Origin of the sequence: Shewanella indica (assembly GCF_033842865.1) — a bacterium.
Classification (GTDB): domain Bacteria; phylum Pseudomonadota; class Gammaproteobacteria; order Enterobacterales; family Shewanellaceae; genus Shewanella; species Shewanella indica.
The window spans coordinates 1,300,467-1,322,177 of record NZ_JAWXXR010000001.1; the positions used below are offsets into that span (position 1 = coordinate 1,300,467).

Genomic DNA, 21,711 nt, shown 5'->3' on the forward strand with positions numbered 1-21,711 from the left:
CAAGCCACTATCAACCAAACTAGGCAGGAATAGGCATAAATGCTCCAGCAATGTGTATTTCAATCCAAGCTGAGAGGACTAAGATGGCAACCATAGTTTTCGGCTGTAGAAGAGAGAAATATCATGCTCAATTTCGACTATCGCAACCCTACCCACATAGTATTTGGTAAAGACAGACTGGCAGAATTGGATCAACTGGTACCGGCCAATGCCAGAGTGCTGGTGACTTACGGCGGTGGCAGTGTCAAACGCTTCGGCACCCTGGACAAGGTCATAACCGCGCTGGGCGACCGCGTTGTGTTTGAATTCGGTGGCATTGAAGCCAACCCCAAATATGACACCCTGGCCAGGGCTGCCGAACTGGCGCGGCGCGAATCCATCGACTTTCTGTTGGCCGTTGGTGGCGGTTCAGTGATGGACGGCACCAAGTTTATTGCCCTGGCGGCAAAATTCGATGGCGACAGCAGCAGCTTGCTGCATCACGGTTTCAACCCGGTTCCTGTCACAGAGGTACTGCCTGTCGCTACAGTGGCGACACTGCCGGCTACAGGCTCAGAAATGAATGCTTTTGCAGTGGTCAGCCATCAGGGTGGCAAGTTTCCCGTGACTCATCCGCAGAGTTTCCCGGTATTCTCTGTGCTGGATCCCAGCCTGACCTTCAGTTTGCCGAAGATCCAGGTCGCCAACGGCGTAGTCGACTCTTTCGTGCACGTGGTCGAGCAATACGTCACCTTCCCCGTGGATGCCAGAGTTCAGGACAGAATGGCCGAGGGCATACTGAAGACCCTGATTGAAGTAGGCCCTGTCACTGTGGCCGAGCCGGAGAACTATGATGCCCGCGCCAACCTGGTGTGGAGTGCCACCTCGGCGCTCAATGGCATGATAGGCAGCGGCGTACCGGCAGACTGGACCACTCATATGATAGGCCACGAGCTGACCGCCATGTTCGGCATAGATCATGCGCAAACGCTGGCCGTAGTCCTGCCCTCTGTATGGCGGGTGCGCAAGGAACAGAAACGCGCCAAGCTGCTGCAATATGCCGAGCGGGTTTGGGATATCACTTCGGGTGATGAAGACAGCCGTATCGAGCAAGCTATTGCAGCCACTCAGGCCTTCTTTGAACAGGTTGGCCTCAAGACTCGCCTGCGCGACTATGATGTGCCGCAAGAGCGTATCGCCGACGTTGTTGCCGCACTGGAAGCTCACGGCATGACTGCCTTGTCTGAAACCGGCGATCTTGGTCTGGACAGCAGCCGTGAAATCCTTGAGCTTGCCTGGTAATTCGACCGACCGATAAGACTGAACTTTGAGTCAGTGAATTAACCCACTCAGCTAAATCAAAAATCAGCAAAAGGTGCGAGAAATACCGAGATTATCCAGGTACAAAACGTCTGGATAATACTTTAAACGCCCGTCAAGAAAGCAGAATGCCGTTCACTTGAGGTGAACGGCATTCATTAGCAATCAAAACAACACACTAAATAAGTTATGTTATACGTCCATACAAGCCTTGAGCTTGTTCATGGCGTTTTTCTCCAACTGACGGATCCGCTCGGCAGACACCTGATAGGTATCGGCCAATTCCTGCAGTGTGGTCTTTTCATCGTCCAACCAACGGGCCCGCAGAATATGCTGGCTGCGCTCATCCAAGGTCTTGATGGCAGACAACAGCTTGTTCTGGGCGTTGGATTCCCAGTTGTCATTTTCTACCTGGGCGGCCAAGTCGGAAGAATGATCTTCCAGATAAAGCGCCGGGGCAAAGTCATGATCATCATCGTGATCATTGGTCAGGTCGAAGGCCGGATCCTGCGCCGCCATCCGCGACTCCATCTCGGTCACATCCTGTTTGGATACACCAAGATTCTCCGCCACCATAGTGACCTCTTCATCGCTGAACCAACCCAGACGTTTCTTGGCCTTACGCAGGTTGAAGAATAACTTACGCTGTGCCTTGGTGGTGGCGACTTTAACTATGCGCCAGTTCTTCAGCACATATTCATGAATTTCAGCCTTGATCCAGTGCACGGCAAAAGACACCAAACGCACACCCACATCAGGGTCGAAACGCTTGACCGCCTTCATCAGGCCTATATTGCCTTCCTGGATCAGGTCTGCCTGTGGCAGGCCATAACCCGCATAACCGCGGGCAATATGCACCACAAAACGTAAGTGCGACATAATCAGTTGCTTAGCCGCCTGCAGATCACCGGTTTCCTGCAAACGCTTCGCCAGCTCATACTCCTGCTCGGCGTCCAGCATAGTCATGCTGTTTACCGAATGGATATAGGCCTCGAGACTGCTGCTCCCTTGGGGAACCATCAGTGCCATTGATTGCGTTTGATCAGTCATTCACGCTCCTGTTTCTTACTGCTTTGATGCTCATTTCGGGTCGAAAAAAACGCTGATGAGCCGATGCACTATCGGTCAATTGACATATATTGTCAACGCCGTATCCAACATCCGGGATTATTTTTACCCCGAAAATAGGACAATGCAAGTGAAGATAAGTTCATTTTTACCTCAATGAGGCTCTATGGCTCGCAGGTGTTGACGCACCGACAGGAAAGACCCCAACCAACCTAAAAATGAGGCCAGTGCCATCATTTGCAGCAGCTCAACAAAGGTCAGAGACTGCATCTCGAGTTGGCTGCCATATAGGCCCAAAAGCGAGGCCAGCGCCCCATCCAGATACCAGACCAAGAGGTTGATTATCACCCAGGCGAGCATGCCGCCGATAACACCATACCAGATGCCGGTATAGAGAAATGGCCGCTGAATAAAGGTTTCAGTGGCCCCGACCAGCTTCATGACCTCAATTTCACTGCGCCGATTCATGATAGCCAGGCGAATAGTGTTGCCTATGACCAGCACCACTGCCAGGATAAGCAGCGCCGCCAACGCCAGCACGGTACGTTCCAACAAGCGCACCAGCGCCTGTAAGCGCTCCAGCCACTCGATATCCAGACGGCCAAAGCTCACTTCAGGCTCACGCTCCAGCTTGGTCAAAAGCTCTCTGGCGCCTGCGGGGCTGGAATACTTTTCAGTGGGGATCACGCTGATCACCGCCGGCAAAGGGTTGCTTTCCAGATAGGAAAGCGCCTCGCCGAAACCTGACAGCTGTTGGAACTCCGCCAGTGCCTCGTCACGATTGATATAGTCGACCGTGTCGATTTCCGGGTAGACCTTAATCCGCGCCAGCAGGCTCTGAATACTCTGCTCTGAGCGGTTCCCCTCAATAAACAAGGAGATCTGTGCCGCACTGTTCCAGGATTGGGTAATGGTTTCGGCATTTTTTACCAGCACCTGCAAGGCGGCCGGCAAACTCAGACTGACCCCCAGCACAGCCATGGTCATCAGCGATGAGATAGGGTTGCGCCACAACTCACCCATGCTTGCCATGGCATGCTGTATATGGCGGATAAAAAACATCACTATCCGGCCGGAAAGCGGGAGTTTACTGCGGGTCAATGAAGGCTGGGCAGACATAGCTTATTCCTTAGCGCTCATGGGGCTGGTCCCCAGTTCTTCACCACCTATCATCCGTCCCTGCTTCAGGGTTAGGGTGCGGTATTTCATTCTGGCGATAAGACCGAGATCATGGGTGGCAATCAACACGCTGGTGCCCGCATCATTGAAGGTTTCAAACAGCCTGAGAATATCCATGGATAGCTTGGGGTCCAGGTTACCCGTAGGTTCATCGGCCAGCAATAGAGGGGGTTTGTTGACTATCGCCCTGGCAATGCCTACCCGCTGCTGCTCACCGCCCGAAAGCATGATGGGATTATGGCGCTCTTTACCATAGAGCCCCACCATATCCAGAGCACCGGCGACCCGCTTGCGGATCTCCCCCAGGGTAAAACCTTCGATAACCAAGGGCAGCGCCACATTGTCAAACACGCTGCGGTCCATCAATAGATGGTGGCTTTGGAAGATCATCCCGATATCGCGGCGCAGATAAGGCACATGGCCGCGCTTGATACCGGCGATATCATGACCGTTGATCCATACCCGGCCGGCACTGGCGCGCTCGATAACAGTGATCAATTTGAGCAAGGTACTCTTACCGGCTCCGGAATGTCCGGTAAGAAAGGCCATTTCGCCCCGCTGAAGATGAAAACTCACATCAGACAGTGCCTTTTGGCCCCCGGCGTAAATTTTGCTGACCTGCTCAAATCGAATCATATATCAGTTATCCGCCTTCTCCTGACTGAACAGGGCTTCGATAAAGTCTTTGGCATTGAAGGTACGCAGATCGTCTATCTGCTCTCCCACGCCTATGTAACGAATAGGAATACCAAATTTATCGGCAATGGCAAAGATAACTCCGCCTTTGGCTGTGCCATCCAGCTTACTGATACTGATACCGGTAACCCCGACCGCTTCCTGGAACAGTTGCGCCTGACTGATGGCATTCTGGCCCGTACAGGCATCCAGGGTCAGCATCACTTCATGGGGAGCGTCCGGATCCAGTTTCTTCATCACCCGAACCACTTTCTTCAGCTCGTCCATCAGATGGCTCTTGTTCTGCAAGCGACCTGCGGTATCGGCAATCAACACATCAACATTTCTGGCCTTGGCAGCCTGCAGGGCATCAAACAACACAGAAGCGCTATCAGCACCTGTATGCTGGGCAATCACAGGAATATCATTGCGCTGGCCCCAAACCTGCAACTGCTCAACTGCAGCGGCGCGGAAAGTATCACCGGCAGCCAGCATGACAGACTTGCCTTCGCGCTGATACTGTTTGGCCAACTTGCCTATCGTAGTAGTCTTGCCAACGCCGTTGACACCCACCATTAAAATAACGAAAGGCCCGGCAGCATTGTCCGGCACCAGAGGCGCACTCACAGGCTCCAGCGTCGCCAGCATCTCCTGCTGCAGCAATTCATATAAGGCTTCGGCATCCTTGAGCTGCTTGCGTGAAGCATGATCTGTCAGGCTGGAGATCAACCGACTGGTGGTTTCTACCCCAACGTCGGCAATAAGCAGTTGCTCTTCCAGCTCTTCAAACAGGTCATCATCAATCTTTTTACCACGAAACAGGCCGATAAAACCGCTACCGATATTTTCGCTGGTGCGCATCAGCCCCCGCTTGAGGCGGGCAAAGAAGCCCTCTTTAGCAGGTTTTGCCTGTGGCTCAGGTTGAGCTTGTTCCTCGGCAACCTGTTCAGCTTGTGCTTTTTCAGCGGCCAAACGTTCAGCTTCTGCCTGCTCGGCCTGGGCCTTTTCAGCCGCCAGACGCTCAGCTTCGGCTTGCTCTGCCTGGGCCTTTTCAGCGGCAATACGCTCGGCTTCGGCCTGCTCGGCCTGAGCCTTTTCAACCGCAATACGCTCGGCTTCTGCCTGCTCGGCCTGGGTCTTTTCAGCGGCCAGACGTTCAGCTTCTGCCTGCTCTGCCTGGGCCTTTTCAGCGGCAATACGCTCGGCTTCTGCCTGCTCGGCCTGGGCCTTTTCAGCGGCCAGACGTTCGGCTTCGGCCTGCTCGGCTTGGGCCTTTTCAGCGGCAATACGCTCGGCTTCGGCCTGTTCGGCCTGGGCCTTTTCAGCGGCAATACGCTCGGCTTCTGCCTGTTCGGCCTGGGCCTTTTCAACCGCAATACGCTCGGCTTCGGCCTGCTCGGCCTGGGCCTTTTCAGCGGCCAGACGCTCGGCTTCGGCTTGTTCGGCCTGGGCTTTTTCAGCAGCTAAACGTTCGGCCTCTGCCGCGGCTTCTGCAGCCTGTTGTTCGGCGAGTTTGGCCGCCTGTTCGGCTTCGTCGTTGTGTTTGTCTTTACGAAACCAGGAAAAAAAACCTTTCTTTGCCATCAGTGCTACCAGTGCTCAACATCGTGGGGGATCTTCAGGAGCCGGGCTCCCGCTTGAGGTCGCAACTATTTCCCTGGAGCAGCGGGGCCTGTTACTGGCATTCCCGAGCGATAAAGGGCTTTAGCTTCATCTCACCTTTTCGGCTGAGTTTGTTATAAAATAGCGACGCTTTTAAGGTGGCATAGTCTACCACTTTCTTTCTTCAGGCAAAATCACGGGGGCAAGATGGCCAAAAATAGACCGGGCAGCGGTCAGGTTCGTATTATCGCAGGCCAATGGCGCTCGAGAAAATTACCCATCCAGGATCTGGAAGGCCTGAGACCAACCACAGACAGGGTGCGGGAAACTCTTTTTAACTGGCTGGCAGGTGAACTCAGTGGCAGCTCGGTATTGGACTGTTTCGGTGGCAGTGGCGCTCTGGCATTGGAAGCCCTGTCCCGCTATGCCGCTTTTGCCAGAGTCTATGAACTGCAAAAAACTGCGGCTCAGCAACTGCAGCAGAATCTGCAAACCCTAAAATGCGATAGTGCCGAGGTCATTAACGGCGATGTATTGGCCGGTTTGGCGCGCCCTGCCGATCGCCGTTTCGATATCGTGTTTATCGATCCCCCTTTTCGCAAGGGGCTGGCCGAGCAAACCCTAACCCTGCTGGCCCGGCATCAATGGCTCAACCCAGGCGCCCTCATCTATCTCGAAGTGGAATCTGAATTGCAGCAGTTACCGATACCGGCTGACTGGGAGGCATTGAAAGAGAAACAGGCTGGCCAGGTCAGCTACCGCCTGTATCGCGTCCAGGGAGGAGCCGAGTCATGAAAGCCGTATTAGTGTTGGGAAAACTGGCGACCCTATTGGCCTGGGTGTTGATGTTTTTCAATCTGTTCAGCCCGTTTGAAGGCAATATCGGCGTGATACTCACCATACTTCTCGGGGTAACCGCCATGATGCATGGGCTGCAGGTGCTGATATTCCACACGATATTTTGTCAGTTGTTGCCGCTCAAGGCTAAAGACTATCTCAACGCCTTTCTATTCGGGGTGTTTGCCTTGCTGGATTACCGCCAGCGAGCGCTGAGTAAACTGGCTGCAGAAACCTCGGCAAACACTCAAGATTAAGGTGGCAAAGGCGCCTCTTTACCCTTGGCCAATATTTCCAGAATTTGCTGCAAATGCTGGCTCAAAGCTTCAGCCTCGGCTGCCGCAAACCTTTGCTTGAGGGATGCATCGAGTTGAGTCGCCAGCTCCGCCTTCACAGCTGAGAGGGCCGGTTGGTTCTCTTCAACCTGTAACTTGGCAACGCTGAGAGCCAACAACTTAAGCTCAGGCAACAACTCTATTTGCTTCAGTGGTGCCAATAAGCCTGGGTCGTCAACACTGAGTCGTTGATCCAAAGTCACCAGCAGTTGGTCAACCCGCGCCAAAGTCTGCTCCCCACGCTGATACAGAGGAGTTATGGCAACATCATTGGCAAAATCAGTGAGTTGATAAAGCGTCACACTCAGAGTCAGCACAATTAACAACAGCGGCAGTGACAACCCGAACACCAGACCGACCCAAAAGTTATTGATACCGGATAAAAAGGCTCGCATTGCTCCTCCGCTGTCAGCAACAAGGCCATCCAATGGATGGCCCGGGATCACAGGAATTTGATTGCCAAGGGGTACTTGTATTCCACGCCTTCACTGGCCTTGACTGCTGCGACTATGGTCACCACCACATCAAAAATTGCCAGCACGGCCACCAGCACCAAACCTATGCCAACAAAGATCAGGATCAAGCTGATGATGGTGTAAATGATCATACTGATTTTGAAGTTCAGGCAATTACGGCCGCAAACATCGACAAATTCAAACTCTTCCCGTTTCATCAACCAAACGATCAACGGCCCCAAGATAGTGCCCAAAGGGATCAGGTAACCGGCAAAACTCGCCAGGTGCACCAACATTCCCATGTCTCTTTCCTGCTTTTCCATGTTGTTTCCTAACTTTTTCAGTTCAAAGCCAAACTATCCGGGCCATAGAGGCGCATCTGCCAGTCTTCTATGCTGCCCCGCTCCAGTCGGCGCTGCAAGCTGCCTACCCAGCTGGCGGCCAAACCTTCACAACTGAGCAGCCTATCATAGGCGGCCGCATCAAATTCGGGGCGAAAATACAGCTTCATCGCCTCGGCAACACTGATATCGGTACGCCTTTGTTTCAATATCAGGGCATCCTGACAGTTTATGATGCCAGGCTTAAGCACCCGATAGAACCAACCTGACATACCCGTTTGCTGCATGGCAAGGGCAAAGTCCCGCTGACCATATTGGTGATTGAGCTTAAAGCAGGGGGAACGCGGTTGGGTGACCTGCAGCTCAACTTCGCCAAAGCTGAGGATATCGCCGATATGAATATCCGCCTCGGTCAGGCCAACACTGCTGATGTTTTCTCCCATGGCCGGTGCATCCTGCCCCGCGGTTATCAGCCCCATGCGCCGGTAATAGCCATAGTGCTCGCGAGGAAAATGATGCAGCACCCTATCCGGGCCACCATGATGTTTGGGATCCGCCTGGGCATCACCCGCAACCCTGTCGCCGAAAACCTCCAGCGTCGCCATCCGAGACTTGTTATCTATCCCGCTTGCCAGCTTGTCCCTGAATGTCAGTTTATCACCGGCATACAGCCCAGAAATCTTGTCAATCAAACACTTGGTCACGTTACGTCTCCCTTCGGGTGCCAAAGCCCGATCATACTCCAAGCTTACGGGACAGATCACGGACATTTCCATACAAAGCGGCGCTATTGTATGGCCGCAGCGCCGAGGACAATGCCCGGGATTTCTTATGTATTCAGGAGAAGTAATATGAAAGCATTCAGATTCAGCGCCCTGGCCCTCGTTGGGGCTGCAGTAAGCAGTGCCGCCTTGGCGGACAACACTGACGTTTATATCCGTAATGGCCAGATTTACAGCCATGAAAACAGTTTCTTTGTCTCTGCCGGTGCCTATCAGGGCAGCGAACTCTATCAAGGCGTCGATTCCAAGCTGCGTCCATTCGGTAACCTGGGTTATAACGGCAAGGACTTCAACGCCTCACTGGCCAATATCAACTACCGTTTTTTCGGTAATGATAAAGATCTGTTCAACCTGAGTGTGTTTCTGGGTAGTCCGGGTATTGCCTTGAAAGACTCAGACGCAGCAGCGCTTGGCGGTATCCATGAACGTAAACTGAGTGGCGATCTGGGTATCAACCTGGATACCCAACTGGGATTCGGTACTCTATCCACCTCGGTACAACATGACGTAACCAACAGATACAACGGCTTTATCGGCCAGGTCCGTTACGCCGTACCACTGAATCTGGGCTGGGGCACTGTCGTTCCCTACGCCGGCGTCAGCTACTTGAGCCGTGACTTTACCCAGTACTACTTCGGAGTCAGCAAGGCTGAAGCCAATAAGCAGCATAAGTACTACCAACCGGGCAAAGCCTTCACCTACAACGCAGGTTACAAGCTGATTGTGCCTCTGGGCGAACATCTCGAACTCAGCCAAAGCAGCAACTACAGCTACCTGGATTCCGCCATTGCCGACTCGCCGATTGTCGATGGCAAACAGCAGTGGAACGCCAACCTGGCACTGACTTATTACTTTTGAGTTTGAGATCATTGGATGAAATCGCTTAAAAACCTCTTTTTTACCATAGGCTTAGCCATAGTAGTCAGTGGCTGTGCGACCCATTATGACACCCAGAAATTTTCCTGGGATCTCGACAAAGACTTTACGAGAACTCAGGTGGACTCAAATACTTGGTGGAATAACTACGTTAACAACCATAACGACAAATATATAATGGCGGCACTCTGTCAGAAACACCGCTACTCCCAGTACTGCAAAGGTTAATTTATAGCGACCTATAACTTGGATTTTGGGCTGGCTATATTTTCAATACTGTCAACCGCATTACTGAATGTTTGTGGGTAAAGGGGTGACCAAGTCCCCCTTTATGCCAATTGAGCTGTCACTTATGTAACCGGAGTGATAATTTTGCTTTATCTAAACCCGCATGCTTACCGGCAGGAAATGGCAAACACTCGCATAACACTCGTAGAAGACGATAATAAGATCAGTGACCTTCTGACAGATTATCTCAGAAACCAACATTTCGATGTTGAACGAATAGATGACGGCAGTCGCGCAGGACAACTTATCCTCGAACGTCAACCTGAACTGGTGATCCTGGATCTTATGTTGCCGGGGAGTGATGGTCTGAGTATCTGCCGTGAAATCCGCGCCCAATACCAAGGCAAGATACTGATCCTGACCGCCAGTGAGGACGACATGGATCAAGTGGCCGCACTGGAGATGGGCGCCGATGATTTTGTCAGTAAACCAATCCAACCCAGGGTACTCCTGGCCAGGATCCGCATGTTGCTAAGACGTCAGGAAAATGTGCCAACGGAAAGCAATCGCGAACGCCAGTTCGGAGAACTCTACCTGGATAATGCCCGCAAGTTTTGCGCCATCAGTCAGGTAGAAGTCAACCTCACCACTGCCGAATTTGACCTGCTATGGCTGCTGAGCTCACATCCGGATGAAATACTGTCGCGGGAGTATCTGGTCAAGGAAACCCGCGGCATAGAGTACGACGGAATAGACCGCAGCATAGATAACAAGGTAGTGATTTTAAGGAAGAAATTAGGTGACAACCCCAGCTTGCCGCGCAAGATAATCACGGTAAGAGGCAAGGGTTATCTATTTGTACCGGATAGGTGGTAATGAAACGGCTGTTTATCTTCTCCTACCTGGTGCTGGTGTTTCTGTTTTTCACCTGCTTCATTTTTGTCTTTCAACTGGACTTCTTTTCCTCCGATGAGTGGGAAGCCGACTATCAGGATCGCTCCTATATGTCTCTGATCCAGTTGTTATCGGATATCTCGACGGCCGAGGGCGTTGCCAGTGCCGAGGCCTCGCTTGAGCAAGTGCTCGGCAACCTGCACAAACAGCTGAGGGTCATCTCGCTGGACTCGGATGAGCTGTCGGCTGACGAGAAACAGCGCCTGAGAGAAAACCAGCGTTATATCAAAGATGTGGAAGAGGATATCTCCTACATCATGTTCCAGGGCTCAGACAAGGTGTATGCCATCAGCCGCGATGAGTCCGCGCCCTTCTGGCAGGAATACTACTTCAAAGAATCCATTGCTTTCTGGGTGATGTTTCCGGTACTGGCTTTTATCAACTTTGTGCTGCTCTATCTATTGGCCCGGCGCCTGCGCCGCTTGGAGCGGGTCCACAGCGCCTTTGCCAATGGTGATTTCAAAGTTAGAGCCAAAACAGGTGTGTGGCACAAAGTGGGACACCTGAACCAATCCTTCAATCAAATGGCTGACAAGATAGCCAAACTCATCGATAGCAACAAACAACTCACCAATGCCGTAGCCCACGAAGTGCGTACACCTATATTCAGGATCCGTTGCAATCTGGATATGCTGGACGATTCAGGCGTTCGCCCGGAGCAAATGCCCTATCTGGAAGGCATACATCAGGATCTGGATGAACTCGGCACCATGGTGGACGAATTGTTGCATTACGCCAAGATGGAGCGACGCCAGGCGCCATTACAATTGAGCTACCAATCATTGGATACCGCACTGCAGGAGTTGATCGCCCACCTGCAGTTTGAAACCGACATCGCCCTTGAACTCACCACGGCAGAACCACTAACGGCCATGATAGACCTGCGCCTCTGGCACAGGGCCGTCAGTAATATCATCCGCAACGGCTACCGTTATGCCCACCAAAAAGTCAGCATAAGAATTAGCGGCGACACAGATAGGATCTGGCTGCATATTGCCAACGATGGCCCAGGGATCCGGGATGAAGACAAGCAGCGCATTTTTGATCCCTTTGTTCGCATCGACAAATCACGGGATCGCGGCAGCGGCGGTCACGGCTTGGGACTGACCATCAGCGCCCAGATCATTCGCCAGCACGGTGGAGACATTGCCATCAGCGACAACCAAGACGGTGGCCCAAGCTTCGATATCTGGTTACCTAAACAGATAAAAAAAGCCCCGTTAAGAAACGGGGCACCAGCAAATCAGTGGGGAATCAGCGAGTGAATCACCGCGCCATAAAGAAGACTCGCAATCGAGACTAAGCCCATCACATGACAAGCTTGTGACTCTAATAAGACATTGGTATGAAAATAAAAAATGCCCGCGGCAGCGGTCAACTGCAACGGGCCAAGGGTGAAACCTTACTTGAAACTAAAGCTCAGTGATGCGCACACTGTTGCTCATGATGCCAGGCATTAAAACGGCTCTGGGCCATGACCAGCAGCAGCACCATAGACAGGCTGCCCATCACCAAAGTCACTGCAAATGGCGCACTGAGGTCAGTTTGCTGCACCAGACCGGCCAGCAAAGAAGCGCCGCTCATCTGAATACAACCGAGCAAGGCTGCCGCAGTACCGGCTCGCTCGCCGAAGGCCGCCAACGCCATACTGGTTGCAGGACCCAGTAGGAAGGCGAAACCGACACACAGCAACATCATGGGCAACATAAAGCTCATGGCGGCAGCCATACCTTGCTGAGGACCATAGATCTGCAGCACAGGTTGTATCGCGGCAGAAGCCAACAACAACCAGAGCGAAAACACAACGGTCGCGCGATTTCCAAGGCGTCTGGTGAGCACTGGCGCGGCAAAACAGGCAACAATATTCACCAAGGCGTTGAGGCCAAACAGGCCACTGAATGCCAGTTCTGACATACCCAAATGATCAATCAGCCACACAGGTGCGTAGGACACATAGCTCAATATTGAGGCCATACCCGCCATGCAGCAGAAGGCATAGAACAGGAAGTGGCGTTCGGCCAATACAGGCTGATAGCGGCCCCAGCGGTACAGCGGCCCACTGCTGACGGTATTCTGCGGCCGGGTTTCTGGAAAACGCATACTCACCAGCAGCAGGATCACCAAGCCGTAAACAGCCATAAGCCCAAAGGTAGAGCGCCAACCGAATTGCATCGCCATCACGCCGCCAAGCGTTGGCGCCAGTGCGGGGATGACGCAAATCGCACCGTTGAGATAGCTGTAGATACGGGAACTTTCAGCCGGTGTATAACAGTCACGCACCGCGCTAAACACCACAATAGAGGTGGAGCAGGCCGCCAACCCCTGCAATACCCTGGCAATCTGTAACCATTCGAACTCCATGGCAACCACAGCCAACAGTGCACTAAGCACATAGAGAGCAATCCCCCCCAATGCCACAGGCCTGCGGCCAAATCTGTCTGCCAAGGGGCCTATGAGGATCTGCCCTACCCCCATAGCGAATAGAAAAAGCACCAGAGTCGACTGGACTTCGCCGGCACTGACGCCATATTCAATCGCCATAGTCGGCAAAGAGGGCAAGTAGATATCGATAGCCAGTGGGCTTAACAGCACCATGGCCATCAGCATAGGCAGGAGGTTTTTTGCCATAGGTTGTCGTTCAATCCTGAGTGAAAACTGAGATGGGGCACATTCTAATGAACTGGTGGTATGAAAAGAAATGATATAATCTCACAACATAATTTCCTCTGAGGAATATCAGGGTGAATCTGGATAACCTGGCCCGTATCGACCTCAACCTCTTGGTCATGTTGCAGGTGCTACTGGAAGAGCGCAGCGTGACCCGCGCCGCCAATCGACTGCACCTGAGTCAATCTGCATTGAGCAAAAGCCTCAACCGCCTGCGCGACATGTTGGGCGATCCTCTGTTTCAGCGCACCGCCCACGGCCTCAAACCGACGGCTCACGCTGAACAGTTAGCGCAACATCTGCCTATCGCCTTACAGAGTCTGCATCAACTGACCCAACCTCCCGTGTTTACCCCGGCCAGCAGTAATCGGCAGTTTTCGCTCACCATGGTAGAAAGCGCCTATGAAACCCTGCTGCCCAGTTTTATCGGTCGCCTGCTCAGTAACGCCCCCAATGTCAGGCTCGACTCCTACGTCTGGACCGAAAAATCGATGCAGGCACTACAACAGGGGCAGATAGATTTGGGAATTTCGGGAAGGGATCTGCAGCCCAGCTCCAGTTTTCACTTCAGCCAGTTGCCGGAAGGGATCCTGTATCAAACTCTGTTTCAGGATCATCAGGTGTGTCTGGTGCGCGAAGGACACCCGGCGCTGCAAGCTCAAAAGAACAGGGTCTGGGATCTGGCGGCCTACCTGGCGCTGCCCCATGTACAGGTGCGTTGCGAGGGTAATGATTGGTGGGCGCTGGATTATTTTCTGGCGGACCTCGGTCATCATCGCCGCCTCAGTGCCACAGTGCCGGACTTCTACGGTGCTGCCAGTATTTGCGCTCACAGTGACTTGGTATTTACCCTGCCCTCCAGTTTTGCACTGCACGCCTGCAAGCTTTACTCGCTGCAGCAATTGCCACTGCCGATAGACTTTATGCCCATGGCTTATGTGCTGCTCTGGCATGAGCGCAATAACGACGACCCCGGCCACCGCTGGATGCGACAGCTGATAGGTGACAGCATGAGCAGTAAAAAGACCGCCTGAGCAGCGGTCTTGGGTTAAATGTGATTAGAGCACGAAGGTCGCAACCTTGGCATTGAGATCGGTCGCACGCACCTTGAGCGCCTTGGCGTGCTCAAGGTCGTCCATGGCGGTGGCGGTGATCTCATCGGTAACATCCTTGATGGCCGTGGTGTTTTGGGTAATCTCCCCTGTTACTTGAGTCTGCTCTTCCGCCGCCGTGGCTATCTGTCCGGCCATATCCGATATCTGCGCCACTGCAACGGCTATCTCTTCCAGCGCCTTACTGGCCTCTTCGGCATCGCCGACACTGCGGCCTGCCATCTGGCGGCTGTTTTCCATGGAGGCTACCGCCCTGGCGGTGGTTTGCTGCAATGCCTCTATGGTGTCGTGGATTTCGGAGGCCGAATCCTGAGTTCGTTGGGATAGAACCCTCACTTCATCGGCCACTACGGCAAAGCCGCGCCCTTGTTCGCCGGCGCGGGCAGCCTCGATGGCGGCGTTCAACGCTAACAGATTGGTCTGGTCGGCCACCCCTTGAATTGCGGTGAGAATAGCGCTGATAGCCTGGGCATGACGATTGAGCTCATTAATCACTTCAGTGGTTTGGCCTACTTCCTCGGCCAATGAATGTATCGAGTCTCGGGTCTGCAGTACCAGACTCTTACCCTGCTGCGAGCTGCAGGAAGATTGCTGCGCTGCAGTAGCGGTCAACTCGGCGTTGGCGGCAATCTCCTGAGTGGCACTGGCCATCTCGGTAACTGCGGTAGCCACCATGGTTACTTCCTGCTGCTGCCTTTGCAGCTCAACAACCGAGCTCTGGGTGGTGTTCAACCCCCGCTCGGCATCCAGATCCAATTCGGCCGCCAACTGACGTATATGGCTTATCAGCTGATGCTGGGCCGAGACAAAGCGGTTGAAGTTGTCGGCCAGCTCGGCCACTTCATCATTGCTGTCGACAGTGATCCTTTGGGTCAGATCGCCATTGCCGTCGGCAATCCGTGCCAGCGCCAGGGATACCCGCCCAAGCGGGGCCAACAAGAGTCCAAGAAACCAAGAGATAGCCGCCGTGCTCACCAGTAACACGAGCGCCGCCAAGCCAACCTGGGTCCAAAGCAATTTGCCAAGCGGTGCTTCAAGCGTTGCCTTATCCAGCAGCAGCAAGAGCTGCCAGTCAGTATCCGGGATGGCCGTTGCCCAAACAAGTTTGTCCCGACCATCGGCATCAAAATACAGAGATTGCAACTGCGCCGTTTTTTGAATATTGGCCAGAATGCCCGCACCGAGATCATCATCAATTTCGGCAACCGGACGCATCGCCTTGCTGCCATCCTTATAAGCGATGACGGTACCGTCGTTATGCATCATGATGGCAAAACCCGCGGCCGGGATCGCCATGCTGTTGACCTCGGCCACCAGAGTATCAATTGCCAAGTCACCGCCTATCACCCCTTTGGCGGTTGGCTGCGCCAAAGAGACCACCTGAATACCATAGCCGCTGTCGATATAGGGTTTGGTGATAATGGCCCGGCCTTTGGCCATGGCATCCTGGTACCAGGGACGGCTGCGGGGGTCGTAATGGCTGTTGTCCACGCTGGGATCGGCATCCTGCATTTTGCCGTCACTGCCACCGAAGTAGACAGACTCCAGCTTGCCGGCCGATCTGGCCTGTTGCAGTGCAGGCACAAAGTCATCACTTATGTATTCCCGCAAGGATGAAACCACGTTGGTACGAATCGCCAACCACTCGGTGACACGCTGTGCCTGCATCTCACCAATACGCTTTAACTCTTGCTGACTGGCTTGCAGCAGTTGTGTTTTCTGAGTGCTGTAGCTTTGCCAGGAAAGCAGAGCCACTACCAGGGTCAGTGCCAGTACCACACACACCAGCAACTTGTGTTTCAATGAGCGGAGTTTCATCATTAGCAGGGTCCGATATTTGGGAAAAGCCCACAGCCATAGGCACAGTAAGATTTTGCGAGATAATTACATATTCTGTCGCTGCAGTTGAGAGTTAGTTCACAATCATTTGAAAAACCAACCTAAACTGCAACAAAAACCATTTTTCAAGTACTAAATCACAGTTGATGAATAAATATTTATTCGGGGAACTCCTACCTCTTAACGCTTTCTTAATAAAGCGGTATTAAACATGATAAATAATGAAGTAGATTTAAACCTGACCTGAGCCAAGCAAGTCCGGAGGAAGAAAAATGTATCGACAGTTTGCGCAGAATCTGCCACTCAATCCCAGAACCTTGACGGGAGCCCTGCTGAGTCTCTGCGCTTTTAGCCTGGTCCTCTTGCTTATGCCCCTGGTGTTGATCTTGGCAGCAACCACACTCCTGTGTCTGGGCCTGTTTGGCCGCAACTACTTAAAGCGTCAATTGGCCAGTATCCAGCAATGTCGCCACAAAGGCAGACAAAGAGATCTCTATGACTTGGAGCCCAACTTGTGCCGGGATTCTGGATTGGGTTCAAGAGGTCGAATCCTAGAACACGAACCGGATTAATCGGCGAGTAGTTCCTGCGCCCGTTTCAGGGCACGCCGCTCATCCACCGACTGGCTCAGTTGCAATACGCTCTCCACCTGTTGTTGCAATGACTGCCACAAGGGGCCTATCACCTCCAGTTCACGCTCGTCGGCACGCTCTCGTGCCAGTCGCAACCAGGCAACGGCCTCCACTACGTCTATGCGTCCTAAGCAACCATCGGTCAAGGCTATCGCCAATTCAATCATGGCGGTCACACTGTGACCATAGCGAATAACCTGCCTTAAGTAACTCTCTGCCTGGGACAGATCTGAACCAAATGCAGCATCATCGTTAAGCATATGCTGCGCCCGCGCCAACATGGCATCCAGCTGTCCCTGCTCTGCCGCCTCGGCGAGCCATTGTTCACTGGCACCTGGGTCTGCTTCACAGCCTTCGCCACGGGCCAACATCAGGGCAAGGTGGTATTGAGCGTGAGGATCGCCGGCTCTGGCCGCCCGGGTGATGTGTTCAAAGGCTTGTTGCAGCTGACCGCGTTGATAACAGAGCACCCCGAGATTGGCCATAGCCTCAGATTGCTCGTTGGCGGCGGCAGCACTGAGGAAACGTTCGGCCTCGGCTTCATCTTTAGCCAGCTCACCACTACCCACCAGATAGAAGTAGCCCAGGAGTGCCATGGCATCGGTCACGCCGGCTTCTGCTGCTTGACGAATCGCCCGCTGCCCGGAGGCGATATCGACATCGCCGCGATAGCCATGAATTAGGGCGACGCCGTGCTCAAACAAGGCCTTGGGCTCGCGTGCTGCCGCCTCGGCAAACCAGTGTGCCGCCTTGGCCAGCATGCGCGCCGAATCACCGGCAAGCGGTTCGTCAGCCTTATCTTGCAGGGCCTGCTCCTGGCCCCGGGCAATCAGAGCACGATTCTTGAGCGCCATCCCCAACAGATATTGCGCCTCGGCATCATCTTCCATCACGGCCCGATAGCAGAGCTCACGTCCGGCCTGCAGATCAAAATCATCGAAGCGGTATTCAGGAGCTTCCCGGCCCTTTAGTCTGGGATAGGCCAGTTCCATCAGTTTCAGCAGATCGCCGATGGCCTTTTTGGCCAGTTGCAGCAGTTGTGTTTCGGTGAGGTGGAACTTTTCCGGATGGGCGCCGCGGTTGCCATCGGCCCTCAGCCTATGCAGCGCCCGGGTGATGCGCACATCGATCAGCCGCTGGCGATTGAGCTGTTCGATACGATCATAAAGGTTGGGACTGTCAAAACTGAGTTTGGCCGGTGCAGCCAACAGCTCAGTCAATCTGTGGGCAAAGCTGCGAACATGCAGCAGTGCCTGGGTTGGCACATCCTGCACGTAGCGCTTGGCAGTCCGGTACTCCCGGGCCAAGTCTTCCGACACACTGGCAATAAAAGCAACATCATCCAGCACAGTCTGACCTCACAAGGCCGCAGGAGCGGCCAGTAGAGAGTTGATTATTAACCCTTACGGGCAACCCGATAAAGGCGGAATAAGGCCACATTGACGAACAAACCAATGAAAGCCACCAAGGTATCCACCAGCAACTGCAGTGGCATACCACCAGCCTGCCCAAGTTGCGACAGCACACTCCCCATGATCAGTAGCGGAAAGTAGCTCAGCAGCACCAAGATTGTCTTGCCGGTGAGTCCGCTACTGAACTCAAAACTGGCCTTGATGGCCTGCAGCGGGGTCAGACGCTCGACCACCACCATAAAGTTAACAAAAGCCAGGCGGGCAAACAGATACAGGCTGATCCCCATCCCCAGGATCCATACTGGCCCTATGGCCGCCAGGATCATAGTCGGTGCAGCAATCGCCATGCCGGAGAACACCCCGGCCAACATCAAACCCGGCACAAACGCCAGACTGGACTTTAACACCTGGCCCGTGCTGGGCTGCATCCCCTCGGTACGCAGTTCCATAAACAGAGTCAAGGCCGCGATAAGCACAGAGAAGATCACCATCAAGGCGATCACCGCCAGCATATGAGGGGTACCGAATTGTGGATTTTCAGGATCGGCACTTTGCAACTCGGTACCGAGCCACATTTGAATACCCACCTGCAATAGCAGCAAGGGAACGGTCAGCATTGCCAGCTGAACGATATGATTACGGAAGAAGTTATAAGCTTCGGTCAGGATGGCAGACAGAGACATGCAGCTTTTCCAAAAAGGTTGTAATTAAAGGATCAAGATAGACGCCAAGGATACCCAAATTCCCACGCCAATGCACAAATGAAATACAGCAAAACGACCGCCTGTCACGCAAAAGCCGTGCATCGGCGCCTGAGATAAGACTAGAATATGGCCCCAGAACACCTTTTATATGCATAGGAAAGCAGAAATGAAAGCTTATATCACAGCAGCCGTAATCATGGGCTCACTGATGGCGGCCCCAGCGCAAGCCGGGTGGTTCGACAAACTCACCAGCAACCCCCAAACACAAGCCGATACGGCCACCAATAGCCAGACCGCCACTCAAAACAGTGAGCTGGTCGGCACTGTGATGTCACAGCTGGGCCTGACCCAAACCCAGGCCAAAGGTGGCCTTGGCAGCCTGCTCGGACTGGCCAAGACGTCATTGGGACAAGAATCTTTCTCTCCCATTGCCGACAGCATACCCGGTATTGACGGCTTGCTGGCCGCAGCGCCCAAGCTAGATGGCAACTCAGGGATGACGGGCCTATTGTCCAAAGCCGGCGACCTGGGTAACTCCTTGCAGGGCAGCGCCATGGTCTATGATGCCTTTGCCAAACTTGGGATCTCCAAAGAGCTGGCTGCGCCCATGATAGATATAGTCAAAAACTACCTGCAAAGTAGCGGTGGCGAAGGCACAGCCGATCTCCTTGTCAAGGGGCTGGGCTCACTGCTGTAAAGCGGTTCACGCTATCAAAGGGGAACCCGCGGCCACTGATGGCGTCTAAAAAATGTGGCCGCCCGGTTAAAGCGCGCATCGGCAAGGCCGGATTTACCCGGCGCCAAGCCGCAAACCGCGTGGCCCGACATGTTTAGAGCCTATACTGAACCAACTGACAGAGAAGCCTATGATCGCCAAGCTCAAGCAGTTTTTGAATGCCCATCAACAGAGTCAGTCCCCGCAGGAACAACAGAAACAACTGGAACTGGCAGCTGCCAGCATGTTGTTGGAAGTGGTTTATGCCGATGAGGAGATGTCCGGCACCGAATCGCAGCTGTTGCCCGAACTCCTGGAACAAACACTGGGTTTAGCTGCCGAAGCAGCGGCTGAGCTGATAATTGAGGCGAAGCGGACCCGTCACGATGCCACCTCACTGTTTGAGTTCACCTCGGCCATCAATGATAGCTTTACCCTTGAGCAGAAGCAGCAGCTGATCCTGGCGATGTGGCGTGTGGCCTATGCAGACGGCGAATTGTGCCGCTACGAAGACCAGATCATTCGCCGCTGTGCCGACCTGCTGTATCTCAAACACTCTGAGCTTATCCAGCTGCGCAACCAGGCCATGACTGGCAACTCAGACTGAACCAGCCCTTTATTGCATGCTTTTATTGCATGCTTTTATTGCATAGGAATCACCGGCGGCAATTGGCGTTTCTGCCACTGCCGCTGCAGTGTCAACAACACAGCCAACACACACAGCAAACCCAGGGCGTAAGCCATGGCGCTGCCGAGTGCAAACGCCAGCAAGACACAAAGCGCGCAGCTTAGCAGTACCAAAGGCAGGTAGCGTTTGCTCAGCAAGCGAATGGCTGCCAGCATGGACAACAGATAGATCACCACAAATACCCCATTACTCCAGGCAATCAACTGCTCAAGCTGTTGGCCTGAAATATAGGTCAGCACTATCACCAGCCCCATCACACCAAGCACAGCCGACAAAGCCCTGACCGGCACCTGATAACTGTTACGCTCACGGAACCAGGCCGGCAATATTCCCTCGGTACTGAAGCTCCAAAGCAGCCGCGATACACTGGCGGCATAGACGTTCACTGCCGCCAGACCACTGGCAATACCCAGCACACCTATCACCTGAGCGCCGTATCCGCCAAGCAGGGTATCAAATGCCCCTATCATAGCGACCTTGGTATCCACCTCCACCAGCAATAACAACAAGGTACAAACCAGATAAACCGCGCCGACCAAAATCACCCCTATCACCATGGCGGGGATCAAGTCTCGATCCGGGCGCTGGAAATCATTGGCCAAGTGGGTCATGGCCTCCACACCGAGGAAGCTCCAGAAGGCGATGCCTATTGCCAGCATCACACCGTCATAGTCGGGAGTGGAATGAGCGGTCAAAGACAGCAACTCACCGGCCTTGGCACCACCGGCGCCGAACATCATCACCACCACGGCCACAATCCCCAGTGTCAGGGCAAATTGCGCCTTGGCAGAAACCTGAATTCCCCTGAGATTGAGCAGCCAGAGCCCGAGCAGAACCAAGAGTTCGCAGCCCACCTGCACCCAACCGGATACGGGGATCAGGGCGTTAACGAATTGGAAAGTCATCAAAATGGCGGCGGGCGCACCGATAGGCACAGCCATCAAAAAACTCAGGCCTATGGTGCGACCCAAGGTACGGCCAAAGGCTCGTTCAACAAAATAGGCGGGGCCGGCAGCGTGAGGGAAACGGCTGGCCAGACGGGCAAACACCAAGGTCACCGGAATAATGGCCAGGGTCAACAGAGCCCAAGCCAGTAAGGCGCCACTACCGGCCTTATCGACTGTCATCTGCGGCAAAATAAACACCCCGGTACCCAACAATGTGGTGGCCATTAAGCCGGCACCCTGCCAGCGTCCGATTGTTCCTGTAACTTGATTCATCTGCTAAATTATCAGTATCTTGAATGGCGCCAGTATAGTCGTTCTCCGGCAGAATTTCTGTCATTCGTTTCCGTCAAATACGGCTTTTAAG

22 protein-coding genes are annotated in these 21,711 nt (G+C 53.6%); 10 read left to right on the plus strand and 12 right to left on the minus strand.

Going from position 1 to position 21,711, the window contains the following annotated elements:
- The first annotated feature begins 123 nt into the window (after window positions 1–123).
- A complete protein-coding gene (locus SIL79_RS06065) occupies window positions 124–1,281 on the plus strand; it encodes an iron-containing alcohol dehydrogenase (protein ID WP_071476134.1) in 1,158 nt (385 codons plus the stop codon).
- Window positions 1,282–1,491: 210 nt separating this feature from the next.
- Here SIL79_RS06065 and rpoH read toward each other — a convergent pair whose 3' ends face one another.
- From rpoH to ftsY, 4 genes are all read right to left on the minus strand, one after another.
- On the minus strand, window positions 1,492–2,349 hold the full coding sequence (rpoH, locus tag SIL79_RS06070) for an RNA polymerase sigma factor RpoH (protein WP_028780766.1): 858 nt from the start codon (window positions 2,347–2,349) through the stop codon (window positions 1,492–1,494).
- A 171-nt stretch (window positions 2,350–2,520) separates the two neighbouring features.
- On the minus strand, window positions 2,521–3,486 hold the full coding sequence (ftsX, locus tag SIL79_RS06075) for a permease-like cell division protein FtsX (protein ID WP_071476133.1): 966 nt from the start codon (window positions 3,484–3,486) through the stop codon (window positions 2,521–2,523).
- 3 nt (window positions 3,487–3,489) lie between these two features.
- Complete coding sequence (ftsE, locus tag SIL79_RS06080; RefSeq protein ID WP_025012145.1) at window positions 3,490–4,182, minus strand: cell division ATP-binding protein FtsE; 693 nt, start codon at window positions 4,180–4,182, stop codon at window positions 3,490–3,492.
- A gap of 3 nt (window positions 4,183–4,185) precedes the next feature.
- On the minus strand, window positions 4,186–5,805 hold the full coding sequence (ftsY, locus tag SIL79_RS06085) for a signal recognition particle-docking protein FtsY (RefSeq protein WP_319619068.1): 1,620 nt from the start codon (window positions 5,803–5,805) through the stop codon (window positions 4,186–4,188).
- Window positions 5,806–6,030: 225 nt separating this feature from the next.
- Here ftsY and rsmD point away from each other — a divergent pair, with 225 nt between their 5' ends.
- Together rsmD and SIL79_RS06095 are read left to right on the plus strand one after the other, a co-directional pair.
- On the plus strand, window positions 6,031–6,618 hold the full coding sequence (gene rsmD / locus SIL79_RS06090; protein ID WP_071475533.1) for a 16S rRNA (guanine(966)-N(2))-methyltransferase RsmD: 588 nt from the start codon (window positions 6,031–6,033) through the stop codon (window positions 6,616–6,618).
- On the plus strand, window positions 6,615–6,917 hold the full coding sequence (locus SIL79_RS06095; RefSeq protein WP_071475532.1) for a DUF1145 domain-containing protein: 303 nt from the start codon (window positions 6,615–6,617) through the stop codon (window positions 6,915–6,917). The genes rsmD and SIL79_RS06095 overlap by 4 nt, the downstream gene beginning before the upstream one ends.
- On the opposite strand, the gene SIL79_RS06100 is transcribed toward SIL79_RS06095, so the two are convergent.
- Genes SIL79_RS06100 through SIL79_RS06110 form a run of 3 tightly spaced genes read right to left on the minus strand, consistent with a single transcriptional unit; the run spans window position 6,914 to window position 8,495 of the window.
- Window positions 6,914–7,390: a hypothetical protein gene (locus tag SIL79_RS06100; RefSeq protein ID WP_071475531.1), complete on the minus strand. Its 477-nt coding sequence runs from the start codon at window positions 7,388–7,390 to the stop codon at window positions 6,914–6,916. The genes SIL79_RS06095 and SIL79_RS06100 overlap by 4 nt on opposite strands.
- 47 nt (window positions 7,391–7,437) lie before the next feature.
- Entirely contained in the window at window positions 7,438–7,773 is a 336-nt protein-coding gene (locus SIL79_RS06105) for a DUF4870 domain-containing protein (RefSeq protein ID WP_039035737.1), read from the minus strand.
- A gap of 17 nt (window positions 7,774–7,790) precedes the next feature.
- Window positions 7,791–8,495 (minus strand): MOSC domain-containing protein, encoded by a 705-nt coding sequence (locus SIL79_RS06110; RefSeq protein ID WP_071475530.1) that lies wholly within the window; start codon window positions 8,493–8,495, stop codon window positions 7,791–7,793.
- A gap of 147 nt (window positions 8,496–8,642) precedes the next feature.
- On the opposite strand from SIL79_RS06110, the gene SIL79_RS06115 reads away from it, so the two are divergent.
- The 3 genes from SIL79_RS06115 to SIL79_RS06125 all read left to right on the plus strand — a co-directional run bounded on the left by SIL79_RS06115 (window position 8,643) and on the right by SIL79_RS06125 (window position 11,896).
- A complete protein-coding gene (locus tag SIL79_RS06115; protein ID WP_052248256.1) occupies window positions 8,643–9,431 on the plus strand; it encodes a MipA/OmpV family protein in 789 nt (262 codons plus the stop codon).
- Window positions 9,432–9,857: 426 nt separating this feature from the next.
- Complete coding sequence (locus SIL79_RS06120; protein ID WP_039035735.1) at window positions 9,858–10,553, plus strand: response regulator; 696 nt, start codon at window positions 9,858–9,860, stop codon at window positions 10,551–10,553.
- Window positions 10,553–11,896, plus strand: coding sequence for an ATP-binding protein (locus tag SIL79_RS06125; protein WP_052248255.1), 1,344 nt, complete (start codon window positions 10,553–10,555; stop codon window positions 11,894–11,896). Before SIL79_RS06120 ends, SIL79_RS06125 begins: the two co-directional genes overlap by 1 nt.
- Before the next feature lie 154 nt (window positions 11,897–12,050).
- Here the strand turns inward: SIL79_RS06125 and SIL79_RS06130 are convergent, their stop codons facing one another.
- Window positions 12,051–13,259 (minus strand): multidrug effflux MFS transporter, encoded by a 1,209-nt coding sequence (locus SIL79_RS06130; RefSeq protein WP_039035734.1) that lies wholly within the window; start codon window positions 13,257–13,259, stop codon window positions 12,051–12,053.
- Window positions 13,260–13,372: 113 nt separating this feature from the next.
- Here SIL79_RS06130 and SIL79_RS06135 point away from each other — a divergent pair, with 113 nt between their 5' ends.
- On the plus strand, window positions 13,373–14,332 hold the full coding sequence (locus SIL79_RS06135) for a LysR family transcriptional regulator (protein WP_071475527.1): 960 nt from the start codon (window positions 13,373–13,375) through the stop codon (window positions 14,330–14,332).
- A gap of 24 nt (window positions 14,333–14,356) precedes the next feature.
- On the opposite strand, the gene SIL79_RS06140 is transcribed toward SIL79_RS06135, so the two are convergent.
- Window positions 14,357–16,228 (minus strand): methyl-accepting chemotaxis protein, encoded by a 1,872-nt coding sequence (locus SIL79_RS06140; RefSeq protein ID WP_319619960.1) that lies wholly within the window; start codon window positions 16,226–16,228, stop codon window positions 14,357–14,359.
- A 293-nt stretch (window positions 16,229–16,521) separates the two neighbouring features.
- Between SIL79_RS06140 and SIL79_RS06145 the strand changes: the two genes are divergently transcribed.
- Entirely contained in the window at window positions 16,522–16,821 is a 300-nt protein-coding gene (locus tag SIL79_RS06145; RefSeq protein WP_039035732.1) for a hypothetical protein, read from the plus strand.
- Here SIL79_RS06145 and SIL79_RS06150 read toward each other — a convergent pair.
- Together SIL79_RS06150 and SIL79_RS06155 are read right to left on the minus strand one after the other, a co-directional pair.
- Complete coding sequence (locus SIL79_RS06150) at window positions 16,818–18,230, minus strand: tetratricopeptide repeat protein (RefSeq protein ID WP_039035731.1); 1,413 nt, start codon at window positions 18,228–18,230, stop codon at window positions 16,818–16,820. The two genes, SIL79_RS06145 and SIL79_RS06150, sit on opposite strands and share 4 nt — an antisense overlap.
- 47 nt (window positions 18,231–18,277) lie before the next feature.
- The gene (locus SIL79_RS06155) at window positions 18,278–18,976 is read right to left on the minus strand and encodes a hypothetical protein (RefSeq protein WP_039035730.1); all 699 of its coding nucleotides are present in this window, start codon (window positions 18,974–18,976) and stop codon (window positions 18,278–18,280) included.
- A 187-nt stretch (window positions 18,977–19,163) separates the two neighbouring features.
- On the opposite strand from SIL79_RS06155, the gene SIL79_RS06160 reads away from it, so the two are divergent.
- Window positions 19,164–19,694 carry a DUF2780 domain-containing protein gene (locus SIL79_RS06160; protein WP_071475525.1) on the plus strand — a complete coding sequence of 177 codons (531 nt, stop codon included), beginning with the start codon at window positions 19,164–19,166 and terminating at the stop codon, window positions 19,692–19,694.
- A gap of 169 nt (window positions 19,695–19,863) precedes the next feature.
- The gene (locus SIL79_RS06165) at window positions 19,864–20,319 is read left to right on the plus strand and encodes a tellurite resistance TerB family protein (RefSeq protein WP_039035728.1); all 456 of its coding nucleotides are present in this window, start codon (window positions 19,864–19,866) and stop codon (window positions 20,317–20,319) included.
- 35 nt (window positions 20,320–20,354) lie between these two features.
- Here SIL79_RS06165 and yjeH read toward each other — a convergent pair whose 3' ends face one another.
- A complete protein-coding gene (gene yjeH, locus SIL79_RS06170; protein ID WP_101094770.1) occupies window positions 20,355–21,620 on the minus strand; it encodes an L-methionine/branched-chain amino acid transporter in 1,266 nt (421 codons plus the stop codon).
- Window positions 21,621–21,711 lie beyond the last annotated feature (91 nt).